Origin of the sequence: Formosa sp. A9, from assembly GCF_051200825.1 — a bacterium.
GTDB lineage: Bacteria > Bacteroidota > Bacteroidia > Flavobacteriales > Flavobacteriaceae > Formosa.
This window is the reverse complement of sequence record NZ_CP195158.1, coordinates 2,022,047-2,041,924: the sequence shown is the minus strand read 5'-3', so window position 1 is coordinate 2,041,924 and position 19,878 is coordinate 2,022,047. Positions and strand designations below refer to the sequence as shown.

Here is a 19,878-nt window from a genome sequence, read left to right as displayed (position 1 = left end):
GAATTAAAATGATTTGTCATTTAGAAGACGATGCATTAAACCTTAATATTAAATAACCAATAAGCCCAGAAATTAACGAACCAGCTAAAATACCTATTTTAGACGATGCCGTAAAAATAGCATGGTTCTCGAAAGCTAAATTGGTTACAAAAATAGACATAGTAAAACCTATACCAGCTAAAAAACCAGTTCCTAAAATATGAACAAAAGTTATGTTTTCTGGTAATTCGGCTAACTTAGATTTGATTCCTATAAAGGTGAAAATTAATACGCCTAGACATTTACCGATTACTAAAGCTAAACCTATACTCCAAGACAATGCAAAATCTAAGTTTAATTCTGCTTTTGTACTAAACGTTATTCCTGCATTGGCAAGGGCGAATAATGGTATTATAAAATAGGCTACCCAGCCGTGTAAAATATGTTCGGAATATTGTAATGGCGATTGTACTTTTCCTGTCCAAACCTGTATGTCGTCAATTAAATAAATTTGCTTTCGAGATAAAATAGGGCTATTGCCATTTGATATTTTAAAAAGTTTATTTACAATACCTTCTAATTTATAAATGTTTGATGCTAATTCCATCTTTTGATGAATAGGAATTGTAAGTGCTACCAATACACCAGCAATAGTAGGATGAATTCCGGATTTTAAAAACAAAAACCAGATAGAAAACCCAAAAATAGCATATACAAATTTGCTGAAATAGCGTTTATAGCTCATAAAAAACATGATGGCTAAAAGTATAAAAGAGTAGAGAATAAGCATCCAATCTATGGTCGAGCTATAAAAAATAGCAATTGCCAAAACTGCAACCAAATCGTCTACAATGGCAAAAGCTGTTAAAAATATTTTTAAAGCTAATGGTACACGACTGCCCAGTACTTGTAAAACAGCTAGCGAAAAAGCAATATCTGTAGCCATTGGTATGCCCCATCCAGCAACAGTTTCAGGATTCTTGTTAAGCATTAAAAATAGGGTTATAGGAACAACAACTCCTCCTAATGCTGCGAAAATGGGTAGAGAAGCCTTTTTAATGGTATTTAATTCGCCCATTAAGATTTCTCGTTTAATTTCTAGACCAATTAAAAAAAAGAATACGGCCATTAAGCCGTCGTTAATCCAATGTATTAGGTCTTTTTTTAATGCGAAATTGCCAAATTCAAATCCAACGGTGTAATGCCAAATGTTGTAATACGATTCTGCAAATGGAGAATTGGCCCAGATTAAAGCCACAACTGTGGCTATAAAAAGGAGTATTCCTGCAAAACTTTCTATCTGAACAAATTTTGTAATCGGGGTAACAACTAAATTCTGAATGGAACTCTTCATTTTTTGGATTTTTTAATTCCTTAAAATTACAAAGGATCTCGAAGCTTTCAAAAGACAAAAGTCATGAAAACCTAAAGTTTAGCACGTTATCAACTTTAAGCGTATTCCGTATTGAAATATGTGAGCTTAGTTAATAAGCATAATGATGTTTTTATAAATTAATTTAACACGATTTAAAGGAAAACTGACAAAAATCATGTTAATTTTATAAGATAATGAGTACCTTGAGGTATAAAAATAATCAGAAATTTTACGATAATGAAAAAAATACTTTTACCAACAGATTTTTCAGACAATGCATGGAATGCGATACAATATGCATTGCAACTGTTTAAAAATGAAACATGTACATTCTACTTGTTAAATTCATTCAGTGAGGCTATGTCTACCCCAACGTCGGGCATTATTTCTACTAAAGTTAAAGAGTCTGTTTACAAGGCGCAGGTAGAAATAAGTAAAACAGGTTTGGTAGATTGTTTAAATACAGTTACGGCCAATTTTAATAACGACAAACATAAATTTGTAACCGTTTCTATTTACGATAGCTTTCCTAATGCTATAAAAAAAGTGATTAAAGAGCGAGAAATCGATTTAATCGTTATGGGAACTAAAGGAGCAACAGCTTTAAAAGAAATGACAATTGGTAGTAACACCTCTGGTCTTATAGGTGTGGCTTCGTGCCCTATTTTGGCAATACCTCAAAATGTAGAATTCAAACCTTTAGAAGAAGTTGGCCTGTCTACAGATTTTGAAATTGATTTTAATGCTCAAGGTTTGGCTACCTTATTATATTTACTAAAACAATTCCAGGCTAAAGTGTCTGTTGTAAATATCATGGAAAAGCCTAGAGCTTTAACGGCGTTACAAGAATCTGGAAAACAAAAATTAACCCAAGTGTTTGAAGATTTAGACACTCAATTTTTTACCTTAACCGATATTGGCGTATCGTCTGGAGTTCGTGCTTTTGTAGAAAGCCGTCATTTAGACATGCTTTGTGTGGTGGCTAAAGAACAAGATTTTATGAAACGTTTTTTAGGAATGTCTTACAGTAAGTCTATAAGTAACCACGCGAGCATTCCGTTACTCATATTAAATATAAAAATGTTTTAAACACATAATTAAAACTCCTGGTTAACATGCCGGGAGTTTTTATTTTAAGGTATAATTTTCGTTATATTTGGGTTTTTCAAGCATGCTCTTAAGGAGCTTGTTCTACGTTAATTTTAGATTTCAAACGCGCTTTAATGAAAAACGAAACCCAAATAAAATGCCCGAATTGCGGTACGAGTATCGATGTTCAAGATATATTAGCTCATCAATTAGAAGATGAAATAAAACAAAAGTACCAAGCCCAGATTGCTGAAACCAAAAAAGCTTTCGAAGCCAGTCAAAATCAATTGCAACAAGAGCGATTAGCTTTCGAAGACAAAAAGAAACGAGAGAACGAATTGTTTCAGCAGCGTTTAGAGCAGACATTAAAAGAAGAAAAAAAGCGAATAGAGCTGGTGTTGAAGCATAAAATATCAGAAGAACAATCCGAACAGTTTAAAGCTTTACAAAACGAATTAAATGAAAAATCGGAGCAGGTTAAAGAACTCAATCGATCTAAAGCCGAAATAGAAAAATTAAAACGCGAAAAAGGCGAACTTAAAGCTGAAGCTGAAGCCGAAGCCCAAAAGCGATTAAACGAAGTACTTTTAGCAGAGCGCGAGAAAATACGAAAAGCCGAAGAAGATAAAAATGAGTTGCGTTTTAAAGAAATGCAAATGCAATTGGAAGCGCAAAAAAAGCTTACCGAAGAAATGAAACGCAAGCAAGAGCAAGGTTCTATGCAATTGCAAGGCGAAGCTCAAGAATTAGCAATAGAGGAGTGGCTGGCTTCAAAATTTCCGTTAGATACCATTCAGGAAATTAAAAAAGGGGCTCGCGGTGGCGATTGTATACAAATTGTACACACCAGAACCGAACAAAATTGCGGTTCTATTTACTACGAAAGTAAGCGCACAAAAGATTTTCAGCCAAGTTGGATCGAAAAATTTAAGGCAGATATTCGCGACAAAGGTGCTAATATTGGTGTTTTGGTTACCGAAGTTATGCCTGCCGATATGGACCGTTTAGGACTTAAAGATGGCATCTGGATTTGTAATTACGACGAGTTTAAGGGCTTGTGTTCGGTTTTAAGGGAGTCAATTATTCAATTAAACCGTGCCATGGTTGCCCAAGAACATAAAGGCGATAAAATGGATTTACTTTACGATTACCTAACAAGTACAACTTTTAGAATGCAAATTGAAGCCATTGTAGAAGGGTTTACTCAAATGAAATCCGATTTAGAAAGCGAAAAGCGTTCTATGCAACGCATTTGGAAACAGCGCGAAAAGCAAATAGAAAAGGTCGTAACCAATACTATAGATATGTATGGCTCTATAAAAGGTATTGCCGGAAATGCGATACAATCGGTAAAAGCTTTAGAATTACCTGGCGCCGAAGAAGATGATAATTTATTGTTGTAGAGACTGAAAATAATTGTATTCTAGTAAGATATGATGAAATTTAATACGTGTGATATGATAATTAAAAATACGTGAATTACAAATTATTTGTAATTTTGTTAGAAGCGAATTCTAAACTCATTAAAAAATGAATACAAAGTTGACTTTAACAATAGAGAAAGAAATTATAGAACGAGCAAAAAGCTATGCGAAAGAAAAAAATCGTAGTTTGTCAGATATTATAGAAAACTATCTAAAAATTCTTACAGAAAAAGAACAAAAAAATAAAGACCAAAAACTTAATCCTATTGTAGAGTCTTTGAAAGGTTCTTTTAAAATGCCTAAGAATATGGATTATAAAAAAGAGCTAAGAAATCGTATAGAAGAAAAGTATCTATAAAATGGATAAGGTTCTGATAGATACGGATGTGCTGATGGATTTCTTTTTTAACAGAAAACCATTTGCGAAATATGCTGCCGAATTGATGAATCTTTGTGCGAAAAAACAAGTACAGGGTTACATAACACCAGTTATTATTTCTAACGTTTATTATTTGCTTCGCAAAACGGCGAAACATGATATCATTGTTGAAAAATTAAAACAGTTATTAACTATTATTTCAATTATCGAAATAGATGAAAACTCTGTAATGAATGCTTTAAATTCAGAGTTTAAAGATTTTGAAGATGCTTTACAAAACTTTTCGGCAATCGAAAACGGAAAGATTAATATAATTCTCACTAGAAATTTGAAAGATTTTAAGAAAAGCGAATTAGCGATATTGACTCCAGAAACATATTTAAAAGGAAAAGTATTTGACTAAACGATGATAGCTAGTATCAAATAACATTAAACTCAAGTCATCAAACATCAGTAGCGTACAAAATAAGCATCACACCTAGTAAAATACCAAATAGGGGTACTAATTTTTTACGCTTGTTTTGTTCTTTAAAAATAATACCACCTATTATAACTGCAATAAGAATCTGGCTGCGTTTGATGGCCGATAGTAGCATAATTAGAGCTTCGGGGTCTTGCAGTCCTTTAAAATAAAAGTAATCGGCGGTTTGTAGTAAAATACCAACTGCTGGTATGCTCCATCGCCAAGAAAAAGCAGCTCGTTTTTTGGCTTTAGGAAACCAAGTAAAGGCCAAGATTATTAGCAAAATAATTACTACATAAAAGCAAAACCAAAATTGTAAGGTCTGTGGTTGTAAAGCTAAATTTTGGATGAGGAATTTATCGTACAATCCGCTGGAAGCTCCTAAAAAAGTTGCGGCCATAATGGCGAAAATCCAAATGTTATTTTTAAAATCAATTCCTTCCTTTTTACCTACTTTAGAGTATCCTATTACCGAAAAAATAATAATAAAAAATCCCAACCACTGCCAAGTGTTCGGATGTTCCTTATAGATAACTAAAGCCCCGATAAATGTAAAAAACGGACCCGCAGAGCGTATGGGAGTTACTATGGTTATAGGTAAGTGTTTTAGTGCTTGGTAGGCGAGTAACCATGAAGCCGCCATAATAGCCGATTTTATAAAAATATAACCGTGTTTACTCCAAGATATAGGGGTAATGTACAAGTCAATCTGTTTCGCCATTTCGGGTTGATATCGCGAGAGTAAGAAGAAGGGCAACAATGTTAGTAATCCAGCAAAGGTAGTGCCTAATAACACCGGAAACACTTCGTTGTTTTGTACAGCGTGTTTCTTGCATAAATTGTGTAATCCTAAAAATAAAGCCGAAAGTAAACCTAAATAAATCCACATGGCGCGAAGATACTAGTTTCAACAGAGTTTAAAAAAGCAATTTTGTGTCGCGTGTTTCGGTTAATAAATTTAGCGATTCCATACATTTTACAATCGCATAGCTTGTACCTTTATAAGCATTAGGAGTTTAGCTTTATTTTTTGTGTAAACTTCTATATTCTAAACCAAAAACTTTTTAAAAATGGACAAAAATAGTGTTGTTAGCCCTTATCATAAACATCATTTAAATTTATCAAATCGTGTAGTTATGGCACCCATGACTCGGAGTCGAGCAGCAAACGATGCTCATAAACCAACTGATGCCCTACACGGCACATATTACGAACAAAGAAGTTCGGCCGGTTTAATTATTACAGAAGGAACTCAGGTCTCTAAAGAAGCTGTGGGCTATATTAATACACCGGGGATTTACAGTGAAGCACAGGTTGAAGGTTGGAAAAACGTTACTAAGCGTGTACACGACCAAGGCGGAAAAATTTTCGCGCAACTGTGGCATGTCGGGCGTATTTCGCACCCTGATTTTCATAATGGGGAATTACCTTTAGCGCCATCAGCTATCAATCCGAATGAAAAATCGTTTACACCTGAGGGCTTTAAACCCACAGTAACTCCAAAAGCAATGACTATAGCAGATATAGAACGTACCGTTTCAGATTTTAAGCAAGCGGCAAAACATGCTGTCGAAGCTGGTTTTGATGGGGTAGAAATTCATTCTTCTAATGGATATTTATTTCATCAGTTTTTCTGTAATTGTTCTAATAGTCGAACTGATGCCTATGGGGGTTGTATAGATAATAAAACGCGATTCTTTTTTGAAGTATTAGAAGCCGTTAAAACAGAACTATCTGAAGACAAAATAGGAGTTCGATTTAACCCGTCGCTTAACGGATTGTTCGGGATTACCTTAGATGAAGACACGATACCTACTTTCGAAAACATTATAACCAAACTGAACGACTATAACCTGGCATATGTTCATTTATCTCAACCTTTTACAGATGTATCGAATGTGCGTCATGCGGTGCAGGATGTCGCTAAACATTTTCGACCTTTATATAACGGCACTTTAATGATTAATGGTGGATATACAAAAGAAAAGGCAAACAAGGTAATACAAAATGGCCATGCCGATTTGGTGTCTTTTGGGAAATTATTCATTTCAAATCCAGATTTAGTAGCGCGTTTTAAAACCGATGCAGAATTAGCCGATTGGAATGAAGACACTTTTTACACTCCAGGTCCGGAGGGCTATACAGATTATCCCAAAATGAACGAAACACAAAAAGTATAACTTAAAATACAACATCATGAAAATTACAAGACAAGCAAGTGCTGTTTGGAAAGGCAGCGGAAAAGAGGGCAAAGGTACATTAACAACAGCCAGTAAGGTGTTAGACGAAACGCCTTATGCATTCAACACCAGGTTTGAAGATGGCAAAGGCACCAATCCCGAAGAATTATTAGGTGCAGCTCATGCGGGATGTTTTGCTATGCAGCTTAGCTTTTTATTAAGCGAGAAGGCTTTTGTGCCTGAGACTTTAGATGTTAAAGCAAAGGTAACTTTAGAAGATGGCGGTATTACCCATATCTTACTTCAATTACAGGCCGATGTACCACATATTAAATCGCATCAATTTGAAGAAATCGCCATGCATGCAAAAGAAATCTGCCCAGTTTCTAAACTGTTTGATACTACTATAGATTTAGAGATTCATTTAGAATAATACATTAATAGATTTTAATATGACTGTGTAATTGTATCTAAACGAATGTTTTGTGTACAAAGTATTGAGTTACGAGTTGCAATTTATTAAAATGAAGATAATTTATACTTTAAAAAATAGTAAAACAGAAACGGAAGTAGAGAGAAATTATCATTTCAATAATAATTAGTAAAAGTTTAGTAAACATGTGTTTAAGTGTTGATTTTGGAAAGAAATTACTGTAAATTTATCAGAGTACCACCTAATTAACACCAATATAACTTTGAAGACACTAGACACCCTTCCTTTATTCTCATCGTATAGTTTCGATTCCAGATTTTATGACGAATTACTAGACGACAATCAGGATATAAGAGATATTTACAAAAGGCTTTTTAAAATGTTTAGTGCCTATTCTGTAAACGAATTTGCACAGCTTAATAAACGGGCAAAAGATTCATTCTTTAATTTAGGAATTACTTTTCAGGTGTATGGTGAAAATGAAGTTCAGGAAAAAATTTTTCCATTCGATTTGTTTCCACGTATCATCAATGAAAAAGATTGGAATCATATAGAAAGAGGCGTTTTACAACGGTGTAAAGCGCTAAACTTGTTTTTATGGGATGTGTATCACGAACAAAAGATTATTAAACAAGGTATTGTTCCGATAGAGCTTATAAGTTCTTCTGTTAATTATTTAAAGCAAATGAAAGGGCTTAATCCGCCCGAAGGCATTTACAATCATATTTCTGGTACCGATTTAATTAAACATTCCGACGGCCAATATTATGTGTTGGAAGATAACATTAGATGCCCGTCGGGTGTAAGTTATGTTATTGGGAATAGGCAAGCAGTAAAGCATGCGCTTTTTGGTGTATTCAATCAATACAAATTACATACGGTTGTAGATTATGGAGCCAATTTGTTGGAAACCATGGAGTCTGTAAAACCATCTGGAGTAGATAATCCTGTATGTGTTGTAATTACGCCAGGAGTTTACAATTCGGCATATTACGAGCATTCGTTTTTGGCTAAACAAATGGGAGTGGCTTTGGTAGAAGGAAGGGATTTACTGGTTGAGAACGATTTTGTGTACATGCGAACTATTTACGGTTTAGAGAAAGTAGATGTTATTTACCGCCGTATAGACGACATGTTTATAGATCCGTTAGTCTTTAATAAAGAGTCTTTATTGGGTGTTCCTGGATTGTTTTCTGTTTATAAAAAAGGCAATGTTACATTGGTTAATGCGCCGGGAACTGGCGTGGCAGACGATAAGGCGATTTACACTTACATGCCAGAAATTATTAAATACTATCTTGATGAAACGCCTATTTTAAATAATGTTAACACCTATCATTGTAGCAGAGCAACAGACCTAGCGTATGTGCTAGACCATATTCACGAATTGGTGGTAAAACCTGTAGACGAGTCTGGAGGTTATGGTATTTCTATAGGAAACACCTTAACTAAAGAAGAGATAGAGAAGGTAAAAACTACAATACAATCAGATCCTAGAAAATATATCGCACAACCTATTATGTCGTTGTCTACACATCCTACATTTGTGCACGAAACAGATTCTTTCGAGTCACGACATGTCGATTTAAGAACCTTCACTTTATTAGGAAAAGATAAAGATTTTGTTCTAAAAGGAGGACTTACTAGAGTTGCTTTAAAAAAGGGGAATTTGGTAGTGAATTCTTCGCAGGGTGGTGGTTCTAAAGATACTTGGGTTTTAAAAAAATAAGATTATATGTTAGCAAGAGTCGCCAATAATTTATTTTGGATGGGACGCTATTTAGAGCGCTCAGAACATTTGGCAAGATATTTAAGTGTGAATTACTTTTCGTCTTTAGATGCACCAGACGACATGTCGCAATCTAAACAGTTTGTATTTCGGTCTGTTATGTATATGAGTGCTAATTTAATTGTAGCGCCCGAAGTAGAACTAAAAGAAGAAGAGGTGTTGTTTAATGTGGGCTTAAATACCAATGCCCCTTATTCTATTATTAACTCTATGTTTAAAGCTTATGAAAATGCACGAAGTTCCAGAGATTTAATTTCTACCGAGCTTTTTGAAGCTATAAACACTATAAGAAACGATGTTAAAAACTATTCGGTCGAAGATTTTATTAAAAGTAATTTATATGATTTTACAACGCTAGTCACCAATGCGACTTCTAGTATACGAACCAAAATACAAAGTACTTTATTGCACGACGAGGTGTATGCCATAATTATGTTGGGTATATATTTAGAGCGCGCTATGCAGGTGTCCAGAATTATAAATTCTAAAGTAAGCGATGCATCGGCCGAAAAGGAATATTACAGTTCTACTATGGGCGAAACACATGGCTACCAATGGAGTACCTTGTTAAAATGTGTGTCTTCTTACGATATGATGCGACGGTTTTATAAAAAAACACCCCAACGTAAAAACACATTGGAATTCATCATTTTAAATAGTCAGTGTCCACGCTCTATAAAGAATTGTTTGAACGAAATACATAAGTATATTGCTATCATTTCAAAAGAAAAAAATCCTTCAAACCCTTCGGCATCGTTTTCAATTGCAAAAATGAAATGTGAATACGATTATAAACTTATTGAAGATATAGATGATAATTTACAAGAATGTATAGGCCAATTGGTGACTAAGTTGGAAATTATAGCCGAACAGTTAGAGGAAGATTATTTCAATATTTCGAATGCCTGTATCGTAAAACCGCATCAAAAACAAGAGTTTATTTATTAACATCGGCAGGTCTAATATCTACAGCAACGTCCATATCGTTTTTTCCTGTAGTGTAAATTATACCTTTTAAAGGCGGAACATCGTAATAATCTCTACCATGTGCCACAATTAAATGTTGGTTTTTAGGAATTTGATTGTTGGTTGGGTCAAAGTCAAACCAGCCTAAAGTTGGTATAAACACCGAAAACCAAGCGTGCGAAGCATCTGTGCCCACTAATTTTTCTTTGCCTGGCGGTGGCAGGGTTTCTATATAACCACTTACATAACGTGCGGGTAACCCCATAGCGCGAACGCAGGCTATAGCAATTTGAGCAAAATCTTGGCAAACACCTTTTTTTTCGTTCATTACGTCTTGTAATGGTGTAGAAATGTTGGTGAATCCCGATACAAAATCAAAATCGGTGTAAATGCGCTGCATGAGTTCTAAAGCCGCATCGTATAAGGGCCTATTTGGTTTAAACGATACTTTGGCATACGCTCTAATATCTGTAGAGATTTCAGAGATGAGAGGCGATTTTAAAGTGTATTGTCTGGCATCAATAAGTTCTGGCTCTATACCGCGTAATAATCGTTTTGCTAAATCGACTGTTATTATTTTTCGGCTAGAAAGGTCGATGTCTTCAAATTGTAAATCGAAATTCCTATCCACTTTACTTCTCGCCGTTACCTTTAATTCGTCATGTAATTGACCTATTGAAAAATGCGTTATTGTGTTTCCAAAAAAATCGATGCGCTCGGAAAAATCTGCAGGCTTTGGGCTAATTTCTAATGTGTAATCTAATAGCGAATGGCCTTTAAAGTCTTTTGGTTTTAAAGTGGCTAAATTTTGGCAGTAAGACACGCCATTTTCGTATTTATAGGTTGTGGTATGCGAAATATTAAAAACCATGTTTAATTGGAAGCTTTACGGTTTACTAATTGCTTTTGCTGATAAGAATGATTGAAATAAGTGTTTGCGATAGATGAAGAAATATCGAATAATAATTCACTTAAATCTGCCAACAACTTTTCTAAATTTAAATACATGTTTGAAGCTTGGTCTACCTTAAGTAAAAAATTAAGGTCTATATTTTCTATTTTCTGCAATGCCAAGCTAATTTGCTTTTGGCTGGCAGAACGTCCTAAGTTAGAGGTATTGTTAGGCAATTGGTCTATGTCTTTCTTCAAGCGGTGTATTTGGTACGTTAATGAGCGCGCATAGTCTTTATCGAGCAATAATAGATTTATAACGTTTTCTATACTCAAATACGATTGGTAGCTGTATCTGTAAATGTTTAAACTTTCATGACTGGCCAAGAGTGCTTCTAAAATTTCGTATTCCAACTCTTCGTCGTGCTTTACAATAATTAAAGCCCTGAATTTTGAAATGGTAATTGTGGCTTGTTCTAATTGCAAACCAATAAAATAGAGTAGCAGCCCTTGTTTTACCAAAATACTTTCTTCGGTTAAGGCCATGAAGGCGATTAATCGTGTGATAATTTTATCGAAAAACTTAATAAGCGATTGTACAGTGTATTGCTCGTCGTCTTTTAAGTTGCTCCATAAACGCTGAATATCATCAGATACGCGCCACATGTCTTTAGACCATAAATTTCTGAGCGAGTAATACGAGTTGTTAAAACTCATTAAGGTTTGGGCAAAACTGCCTATTCTGGTATCGTCTAAAACCAAGTTTTGTATTTCTTTTAAAGGCTGTTTTAGGGTGTCTTCATCTTCTATAAAACCAGGATAAGTAGAGGTGATGGCTGTAATAGACTTAAATAATAAGGTTAAACTTTCCGATTCAGACTTTCTAATATTGTATTGTACATTGGCCATTTGGTTTAACACCATTCTTAAATAACGTGCAGTTAACATGGTACGCCCTAAATATCTGCCAGACCAAAATAAATTTTCAGCGGTATAGCTAGGTACGTCGTTTATATTGGAGGTGTAATTAGATATGGTTTTATTCCACGCATATAATTGAATATTGTGTTGGTCGTCATCGCTAATAATCCAAAAATCTTTGCTAGTGCCACCACGTTGGTTAGATACGATTAGCTTTTCGCGCTCTGCGGCAACACGAACTAGACCACCAGGCATAACACTGTAACTGTCGTTTTTGGCTATTGCAAAAGTACGCGATACTATTTTTCTTGGCTCTAATGCTCCATTAACGAAATTTGGTGCGGTAGAAAAATAAATTTTTTCTTGAGCAACATATTGGTAAGGGTTGGCCAGGATTTTTAGTTTTAATGTTTTTAATTCTTGTTCCGATAAAAACTCGCAGAAAAATAAACTTTCTCTATGCAGTCGGTCTATGCGTTTTACGACAAACGACTTCATATTGTTAATCACATAGTGTCGTTCTTTTTCTTGCCCACACCACCAAGATGCAATTTGCGGTAAGATTAAGTCTTCGTTTAAAAAATACTTACAAATATTTTTCATAAACGGAATAAGACCAGGGTTTTCTAAAACACCGCTGCCAATAGGGTTTACTACCGTAACGTTTTGCATTCTAACCGCTTCAAGCAAGCCTGCTACCCCTAAATACGAATCTTCTCTAAGTTCTAATGGATCTACAAAAATATCGTCTACACGCCTTAAAATAACATCTACTTGGCGTAAACCATTTAAGGATTTTAACCAGACCTTACTGTTTCTAACCACTAAATCGTTGCCTTTTACTAGGGGATAACCCAATAAAGACGATAAATAAGAGTGCTCGAAAAAAGTTTCGTTGTGTGGTCCGGGTGTTAAAATAACTACTGTAGGATTGTCTTTGTTTGATGGTGCAGCATTAAATAGCAACTGATTAAAATCGTTAAAAAAAACAGATGGGTGTATAACGTTTATATTGCTATACAATTCGGGTAAAATTTTACTGGTAGAGAACCTGTTTTCTAAGGCATAGCCCATTCCCGAAGGCGCTTGCGACCTATCGTTAACTACCCACATTCTACCATCTGGTCCTCTTGCCAGATCTGCAGCATAGATAAGTAATTGCTTTGCTGTTTTGTATTGTATATTATCGCAGGCTCTTAAAAAACCTCGGTGGGCGTACACCACTTCGGGAGGCAAGATGCCTTGTTTTAGTAATTCTCGTTTGCCGTATAAATCTTTTAAAATTAAATTTAGAAGTTCGGCACGTTGGGTAATACCTTGCTCTACTGTTTTCCATTCTTTTTGGTGAATGATAAACGGAACAATATTTAAATTCCAAGGTCTATTAAGGCCTTTAGGGTCGTTGTAAACATTGTAAGTTACACCGTTTTCTGAAAGTAACCAATCTAAATCGGCCTGTTTAGTGGTTAAAGCTTTGCTTCCTATTTTTGTAAGATTAGTTAAAAGCACTTTCCAATCGTCTTTAGTAGATAGATTGACGTTTAATAATTCGTCGTAATTATTAAAGTCTTTAAAATAGTTTTGAAAAATGGTGTGCTCTTTTGTATCCATGATAAAGAAACCTTATTTTTTCCTTAGGTCTAAAGTGTAAGGGAATTCAAAATTAATAGGTAATTCTTTAAATTTAAAATGTTTAGTACTGGTTTTTTTTACAACATTTCGGGTTGGGTTATCGTGCGAGAAATTAAGTTTCGAGGCTAGTTCTAATTCTCCTTGGGTATGGCCAAACTCCCAAAAACGATTAATACGTCTAGATTCGGCTTCAAAACTATTTACAGGATACGTGTCGTATGAACGTCCGCCAGGATGAGACACAAAATACGTACAGCCACCAATAGAGCGATTGTTCCATAAATCGACAATATCAAAAACTAAGGGAGTGTCTATAGGAATAGTTGGGTGTAATGCCGAATACGGATTCCAAGCTTTATATTTTATGCCAGCAACAAACTCACCTTTTACGGCGGTATTGTTTAGTTGTACTTTAACTCCATTACAGGTTAAAACATAGCGTTCTTCTGTGAAATTTGAAACCTTAACTTGTACACGCTCTACAGACGAATCGACATAACGAGACGTACCTGCTCCAGTCATTTCTTCACCTAAAACATGCCAAGGTTCTATGCCCGACCTTAGTTCTAAATGGATATTGCTTATAGTTACCATACCATGTAGAGGGAATCGAAATTCAAAAAATGGATTAAACCAATCTTCTTTAAAGGCATAGCCAGCTTTGTTTAATTGAGAAACAATGTCTTTTATGTCTTCTCTAACATAGTGTTCTATTAAAAACTTGTCGTGCAGCTCGGTACCCCAACGTACTAAATTATGTTCGTATGGCGATTTCCAAAACCAAGCAACTAGAGTTCTTACCAATAGCATTTGCATTAAACTCATCTGTGGGTGTGGCGGCATGTCGAAACCACGAAGCTCTAAAATTCCTAAGCGGCCAGAAGAGGAGTCTGGCGAATATAATTTATCGATACAAAACTCGGCACGGTGAGTATTTCCTGTAAGATCTGTAAGTAAATGTCTAAACAATCTGTCGGTTAACCAAAAAGGCACTTCTCCTGTCTTTGGAATTTGATTGAAGGCAATTTCGAGTTCGTATAAATTTTCCATTCGGGCTTCGTCAATTCTAGGTGCTTGACTTGTTGGCCCAACAAAAGCGCCAGAGAACAGGTAAGTTAAGCCAGGATGGTGCTGCCAAAAAGTTAATAAACTGCGCAATAAACTTGGTTTTCGCAATAAAGGACTGTCATTTGGGGTTGTACCGCCCAATGTAACATGGTTGCCACCTCCTGTACCTGTATGCTTGCCATCGACCATAAATTTTTCTGTGCCTAAGCGTACATGTTTAGCTGCATTGTATAGGGTAAATGTATTATTACATAGGGTTTCCCAATTAGCAGAAGGATGTATGTTAACTTCTATAACACCTGGGTCTGGAGTAATTTTAAGCGATTCTAATCGGTTGTCTTTAGGCGGTTCGTAGCCTTCTAAAATAACTGGAATATTAAGGTGCTTAGCTGTTAATTCTATGGCTGTAATTAAATCCAGAAAACTTTCGGCTGTCCCTAAGGGTGGTAAAAATAGGTATAGATTTTCATTTCTTATTTCAGCACAAATAGCTGTTCTTACAAAATAATTAGGACTTTCTGGATCTACCCCAGCGTCATTAAAATCTTTATAACGTTTAAGTACTTTCGTTTTATAACTAGGTAAAGGTTTCTGTTTAGAAAATAAATTAGGTTCGTAATTAGGAAACACTTCGTGCTCGGGTTTTGCCATTAAAGAGTTTAGTGGCAAGCGTAAACCAAGCGGAGAATTTCCAGGCGTTAAAAACAAAAAATTGCGCCTAAACGTCCAAGCGCTTGTATACCAAGTATTGTTATTAGTATTTAAGGGTAATACATAGCCAACAGTTTTAGACGTGCCATTTGCTAGTATTTCTTTGAGTTTTTTTTGTACTAAAGAAGCATCTTTGTCCGTTGCAGGGTCTACATCTACAGGTAGATTGCCTTGTTCCCACATAAAATAAAAAGCATCTTCGTAGGCAGGTAAAATATGATCATTGGTAATGCCCAAATATTGGGTAAGCGTATTTAAAAATAACTTATCGGCATCTTGTGGTAATGTAGGTGTTTTGGTATAAGCGGCCAATAGGTTTGTGTCGTGCCAAATAGGTTTTTCGTCTTTGCGCCAGCATAATTCTATTTGCCATCGGGGTAAAGGTTCGCCAGGGTACCATTTCCCTTGGGCATGATGTAGTACACCACCTTTGCCGAACTGGTTTAGTAATTGCTTAGACAGGTCTGAGGCGAGTTTTCGTTTGTGTTCGCCATCGGCTTCAGTATTCCATTGTGGCGATTCCATATCGTCTATAGACACAAATGTGGGTTCGCCTCCCATGGTTAATCTAACATCGCGTTTTTGGAGTTGCTTTTCTACTTTTTGCCCTAGATTATAAATGGCTTGCCATTGATGTTCGGAATACGGCTTGGTAACTCTTGGAGATTCGAAAATGCGTTTTACTGTGTTTTCGAAAAAGAATTCTGTTTCGCAAACATCGGTTAAACCAGAAACTGGTGCAGCACTTTCAAATGAAGGTGTGCAAGCTAATGGAATATGACCTTCGCCAGCGAGTAAACCAGAGGTGGCATCAAAACCAATCCAACCAGCGCCGGGAATATAAACTTCGGCCCAAGCATGTAAATCGGTAAAATCTTCTTCAGGACCAGAAGGGCCGTCTAACGATTTTTCATCTGATTTTAATTGCACTAAATATCCCGATACAAATCGAGCTCCAAAACCTAAATGTCTTAGTACTTGAACAAACAACCACGCATAATCTCTGCAGGATCCACTTTTTAATTGTAAAGTATCTTCACAAGTTTGTACCCCTGGATCTAAGCGGATGTTGTAATTGAGATAATTATAAATTTTTTGGTTTAGATCTACTAAAAAATAAATGGTTTTACGTGGGGTGTAATCAATCGTTTTAATAAAATCGAGTAATAAAGGCCCTTGCTCTTTAATTTCTAAATATGGTAGTAATTCTTTTTTTACGGCATCTTCATAACTAAATGGATATTCTTCGGCGTAGTCTTCCACAAAAAAATCAAAAGGATTTATAGTGGTTAGATCGGCTATAATTTCGACATCTATAACAAGTTCATCTGTCTTTTCAGGAAACACCAATCGGGCAACGTAATTACCAAAAGGATCTTGTTGCCAATTAAAAAACTGGTTTTCGGGTTTTATTTTTATGGAATACGCTTCTATTGGTGTTCGGGAGTGTGGTGCTGGTCTGAGTCTAAACACATGAGGTGATAGTGATACCTTACGATCGTATTTATAAATGGTTTTGTGTGAAATTACAACTTTTAATGCCATATTAATTTTTAGATGCTAAAACACGTATGTGCAGTTCTACATATTTTTATAAGGTTTGGTGTTAAACCATTAATACTAATGTAGTTATTTTTTAGTTTAAAGTCTTGTAAAACAAAACATTTAAATAGTTATACCTGTGTTTTTGAAGAGCTTAGAATTTGTGATGTTTTTTAGGGAACCGAAATGTTTTATTCTTAAAATCTAGGTGTGTAATTTGTTGAATTCTCAACAAAAATAAACGTAAAAGTAGAAGTGTTCAAAAGCTAATGAAGGACTAAAAGTAATGGCTTTATATATTACTATAGTGTAATAAATTCAATACTTTTGAGGGCATAAAAACAGTACTAATCAAGCGTATTTGCGCTTGTAAAATTAATACCTAGCTAGACGTTTATGCCTATTAAACACACCATTAAATTAATGCTTTTAAGTACCTTGGCGTTTGCTTGTATGAATGCTACTGTTAAGTATTTAGAAAATATAAATGCGTTTCAGATTGTTTTTTTTAGATCGTTAAGTTCGTTGTTTTTTACTGTAGGTTTTTTATTAAAACACAATATTTCTTTTGCTGGTAATAATAAAAAACTTCTTGTTTTAAGAGGACTGGCAGGGGTAACTTCCATGTCTTTGTTTTTTATGTCTACTAAGTATCTGCCAATTGGTACTGCGGTTTCTTTACGCTATTTGGCACCTATTTTTGCAGCTTTATTTGCTGTTTTATTTTTAAAGGAAAAGATATGGAAATTGCAATGGCTCTTTTTTTTAATGGCCTTTTTGGGCGTGATTATTTTAAAAGGTTTAGATACTCAGGTTAATACGTACGGACTTACTTTAATTTTAATAGCTTCTGTTACCAGTGGTTTGGTTTATGTAATTATAAGTAAAATAGGAAAGAGCGAGCACCCTGTGGTGGTGGTTAATTATTTTATGATTATTTCTACAATAGTGGGAGCAGTGTTTTCTATAAACCATTGGGTAGATCCAGTGGGCTGGCAATGGTTGTTTTTATTTTTATTGGGTGTTTTTGGTTATTTTGGACAATTGTTTATGACCAAAGCCTTTCAGAATGCCAAAACGAGTGTAGTGGCACCATTTAAATATTTAGAGGTTATTTTTACCATGCTTTTAGGGGTGTCTTTGTTTAGCGAGGTATATACATTTTGGAGTTTGTTAGGTATTTTTATGATTATAATTGCCTTGGTGTTAAATACATTATACAAATCAAAAAAAGATAAAAAGACAAAAATAAGCGCTAAATAAATAGCTAATTTCAGCTAAAAAATAGCTTCATTTTACAAGTCTACATCCAAGAAGATTTCTTATTATTGCGAGTGCAATCGCGTTACTTTTTTTAATTTTTTGGCCATGAGTAAACCCCAAAAAGGACTGTTAATTATTTTATCTTTTTTTGCTATTTATGTTATTTGGGGTTCTACCTATTTAATGAATAAGATAGTGGTTACAGAAGTAGCACCTTTACTATTGGCTGCAATTCGGTTTTTAAGTGCAGGTGTACTTATTATGTTTATTTCTAAACTTTTAAAGTTGTCGTTAGCCATAACAAAACAGCAACTTTTTAATTGTATTATCGCTGGTTTTTTGTTTTTGGTGTATGGTAATGGCGTGTTTGTTTGGGCATTAAAATATGTAGATAGTGGTTTTGCAGCTTTAATAGCAGCCACACAACCGTTGTTTGTGATCTTTTTAATGCGATTACTTCATGGCAACCCCATAAAAACGAAATCTCTTGTTGGCGTGGTTTTAGGTTTAGTAGGGATGTATTTATTAATTAGTCAAGACGGTCTGCATTTAACTCCCGATAGTATTAAAGGTATTATTATGTTATTTACGTGTGTGCTAAGTTGGAGTTATGCCAGTATATTTGTTTCGAAAGCTAACTTGCCTTCCAGTTTTTTTGTAAGTACAGGCTACCAAATGTTAGCGGCTGGTACTATGCTAATTATTGGGAGTTTGGCATTTCAAGAACACTGGGTGTCTCCTTTAAATTGGAGTGTTAAGGCACAAATATCAATGTTTTTATTAGTGGTTTTTGGAAGTGTTGTAGCGTTTACAGCCTTTAATTATTTATTGAAAGAGGTCGCTACAGAAAAAGTATCTACATCGGCTTATGTTAATCCTGTTATAGCGTTGTTATTGGGTTGGTATGTTTTAGACGAACATATAAGTTTGCAATCTATTATAGCTGGGCTTATTTTGTTAACGGGGGTGTATTTTATTAACACCAAGAAAAAAATGATGGTTTTTACCCGTTTTAAAAAGTGATTTTTTTGGTAGTTCTAAGAATTTAAATCCCTTAGCATTATTATAAATCTGATGTTTCTAGTATGGTTTTTAGATGTATGAAGGAATTAAGCAATTTGCGCTGTATAATAGGATCTTTTATAAATCTGGGGATTTTAGAATTGGATAGAGTTATTCCAGCAAATTCTACAGTAATAGTATTGTTTTTTGGTATTAAACGCCATTGCGATAAATTATAATTTTCTCGATCATATCCTTTAGTTTCAGGAATTGCATCAGGAACAGATTTTACATGAATTATTATTGTATTCCCATCATGTTCTACCCAATATTTAGCAACTAAATCCTGCTTGCTTAACGGAAACGGAATATCGTACAGCGTATGCGCTATCCAATAACTAGAGTTTTGCTTAACATATTTAATGTCTTTTACAGCGTCGTTCCATTGGATTATATTTTCGGGGAGTGTAACATATTTTTTTGCTTTTTGTAGTGTTGTGTTAGCAGTTAAACGCACTAATAATTCTCTGGTTTCTAATGTATCGTTAAGGATAAGGTTACGGTATTGTATACTAACTCCTTTATCGCTTTGCGCAGTTTCCCAGGGGGCTTGTTTAGAAACGTTTATAAATTCGGTTAACGTGTGTATATCGTTTAAGTTGTTTTGTGCCATGCCAACAGCAGTCAGCATTATAAAATAAACAACATGAAGTTTAGAATATGTCATCAGAATTAGAGCTAATTAGACTTTTAATCTAACAAAAACTTTTC

16 protein-coding genes are annotated in these 19,878 nt (G+C 34.9%); 10 read left to right on the top strand and 6 right to left on the bottom strand.

Features of this window, described 5'->3' with window-relative positions:
• Nucleotides 1–16: 16 nt before the first annotated feature.
• The gene (gene nhaA, locus ACR9EA_RS09195) at nucleotides 17–1,333 is read right to left on the bottom strand and encodes a Na+/H+ antiporter NhaA (protein WP_435131926.1); all 1,317 of its coding nucleotides are present in this window, start codon (nucleotides 1,331–1,333) and stop codon (nucleotides 17–19) included.
• Nucleotides 1,334–1,591: 258 nt separating this feature from the next.
• Here nhaA and ACR9EA_RS09190 point away from each other — a divergent pair, with 258 nt between their 5' ends.
• The 4 genes from ACR9EA_RS09190 (at nucleotide 1,592) to ACR9EA_RS09175 (ending at nucleotide 4,649) form a co-directional block, all read left to right on the top strand.
• Nucleotides 1,592–2,443: a universal stress protein gene (locus ACR9EA_RS09190; RefSeq protein ID WP_435131923.1), complete on the top strand. Its 852-nt coding sequence runs from the start codon at nucleotides 1,592–1,594 to the stop codon at nucleotides 2,441–2,443.
• 134 nt (nucleotides 2,444–2,577) lie between these two features.
• A complete protein-coding gene (locus ACR9EA_RS09185; protein WP_435131920.1) occupies nucleotides 2,578–3,846 on the top strand; it encodes a DUF2130 domain-containing protein in 1,269 nt (422 codons plus the stop codon).
• 127 nt (nucleotides 3,847–3,973) lie between these two features.
• Entirely contained in the window at nucleotides 3,974–4,225 is a 252-nt protein-coding gene (locus ACR9EA_RS09180; RefSeq protein WP_435131917.1) for a DUF6364 family protein, read from the top strand.
• 1 nt (nucleotide 4,226) lies between these two features.
• A complete protein-coding gene (locus ACR9EA_RS09175) occupies nucleotides 4,227–4,649 on the top strand; it encodes a type II toxin-antitoxin system VapC family toxin (RefSeq protein WP_435131915.1) in 423 nt (140 codons plus the stop codon).
• Between the two features lie 40 nt (nucleotides 4,650–4,689).
• Here ACR9EA_RS09175 and ACR9EA_RS09170 read toward each other — a convergent pair whose 3' ends face one another.
• Nucleotides 4,690–5,598 (bottom strand): EamA family transporter, encoded by a 909-nt coding sequence (locus ACR9EA_RS09170; protein WP_435131912.1) that lies wholly within the window; start codon nucleotides 5,596–5,598, stop codon nucleotides 4,690–4,692.
• A 181-nt stretch (nucleotides 5,599–5,779) separates the two neighbouring features.
• On the opposite strand from ACR9EA_RS09170, the gene ACR9EA_RS09165 reads away from it, so the two are divergent.
• From ACR9EA_RS09165 to ACR9EA_RS09150, 4 genes are all read left to right on the top strand, one after another.
• Nucleotides 5,780–6,889: an alkene reductase gene (locus ACR9EA_RS09165; protein ID WP_435131910.1), complete on the top strand. Its 1,110-nt coding sequence runs from the start codon at nucleotides 5,780–5,782 to the stop codon at nucleotides 6,887–6,889.
• A gap of 16 nt (nucleotides 6,890–6,905) precedes the next feature.
• Complete coding sequence (locus ACR9EA_RS09160) at nucleotides 6,906–7,322, top strand: OsmC family protein (protein ID WP_435131907.1); 417 nt, start codon at nucleotides 6,906–6,908, stop codon at nucleotides 7,320–7,322.
• A gap of 262 nt (nucleotides 7,323–7,584) precedes the next feature.
• Nucleotides 7,585–9,051, top strand: coding sequence for a circularly permuted type 2 ATP-grasp protein (locus tag ACR9EA_RS09155; RefSeq protein ID WP_435131905.1), 1,467 nt, complete (start codon nucleotides 7,585–7,587; stop codon nucleotides 9,049–9,051).
• A gap of 6 nt (nucleotides 9,052–9,057) precedes the next feature.
• Nucleotides 9,058–10,059 carry an alpha-E domain-containing protein gene (locus tag ACR9EA_RS09150; RefSeq protein WP_435131903.1) on the top strand — a complete coding sequence of 334 codons (1,002 nt, stop codon included), beginning with the start codon at nucleotides 9,058–9,060 and terminating at the stop codon, nucleotides 10,057–10,059.
• On the opposite strand, the gene ACR9EA_RS09145 is transcribed toward ACR9EA_RS09150, so the two are convergent.
• Genes ACR9EA_RS09145 through ACR9EA_RS09135 form a run of 3 tightly spaced genes read right to left on the bottom strand, consistent with a single transcriptional unit; the run spans nucleotide 10,049 to nucleotide 16,845 of the window.
• Nucleotides 10,049–10,948, bottom strand: coding sequence for a transglutaminase family protein (locus tag ACR9EA_RS09145; RefSeq protein WP_435131901.1), 900 nt, complete (start codon nucleotides 10,946–10,948; stop codon nucleotides 10,049–10,051). The two genes, ACR9EA_RS09150 and ACR9EA_RS09145, sit on opposite strands and share 11 nt — an antisense overlap.
• Before the next feature lie 2 nt (nucleotides 10,949–10,950).
• A complete protein-coding gene (locus ACR9EA_RS09140) occupies nucleotides 10,951–13,500 on the bottom strand; it encodes a circularly permuted type 2 ATP-grasp protein (RefSeq protein WP_435131898.1) in 2,550 nt (849 codons plus the stop codon).
• Between the two features lie 12 nt (nucleotides 13,501–13,512).
• The gene (locus tag ACR9EA_RS09135) at nucleotides 13,513–16,845 is read right to left on the bottom strand and encodes a DUF2126 domain-containing protein (RefSeq protein ID WP_435131895.1); all 3,333 of its coding nucleotides are present in this window, start codon (nucleotides 16,843–16,845) and stop codon (nucleotides 13,513–13,515) included.
• Between the two features lie 393 nt (nucleotides 16,846–17,238).
• Here ACR9EA_RS09135 and ACR9EA_RS09130 point away from each other — a divergent pair, with 393 nt between their 5' ends.
• Nucleotides 17,239–18,105 (top strand): DMT family transporter, encoded by an 867-nt coding sequence (locus ACR9EA_RS09130; protein WP_435131892.1) that lies wholly within the window; start codon nucleotides 17,239–17,241, stop codon nucleotides 18,103–18,105.
• Between the two features lie 105 nt (nucleotides 18,106–18,210).
• Nucleotides 18,211–19,128 (top strand): EamA family transporter, encoded by a 918-nt coding sequence (locus ACR9EA_RS09125; protein WP_435131890.1) that lies wholly within the window; start codon nucleotides 18,211–18,213, stop codon nucleotides 19,126–19,128.
• A 40-nt stretch (nucleotides 19,129–19,168) separates the two neighbouring features.
• Here ACR9EA_RS09125 and ACR9EA_RS09120 read toward each other — a convergent pair whose 3' ends face one another.
• The gene (locus tag ACR9EA_RS09120; protein WP_435131888.1) at nucleotides 19,169–19,834 is read right to left on the bottom strand and encodes a hypothetical protein; all 666 of its coding nucleotides are present in this window, start codon (nucleotides 19,832–19,834) and stop codon (nucleotides 19,169–19,171) included.
• Nucleotides 19,835–19,878: the final 44 nt, after the last annotated feature.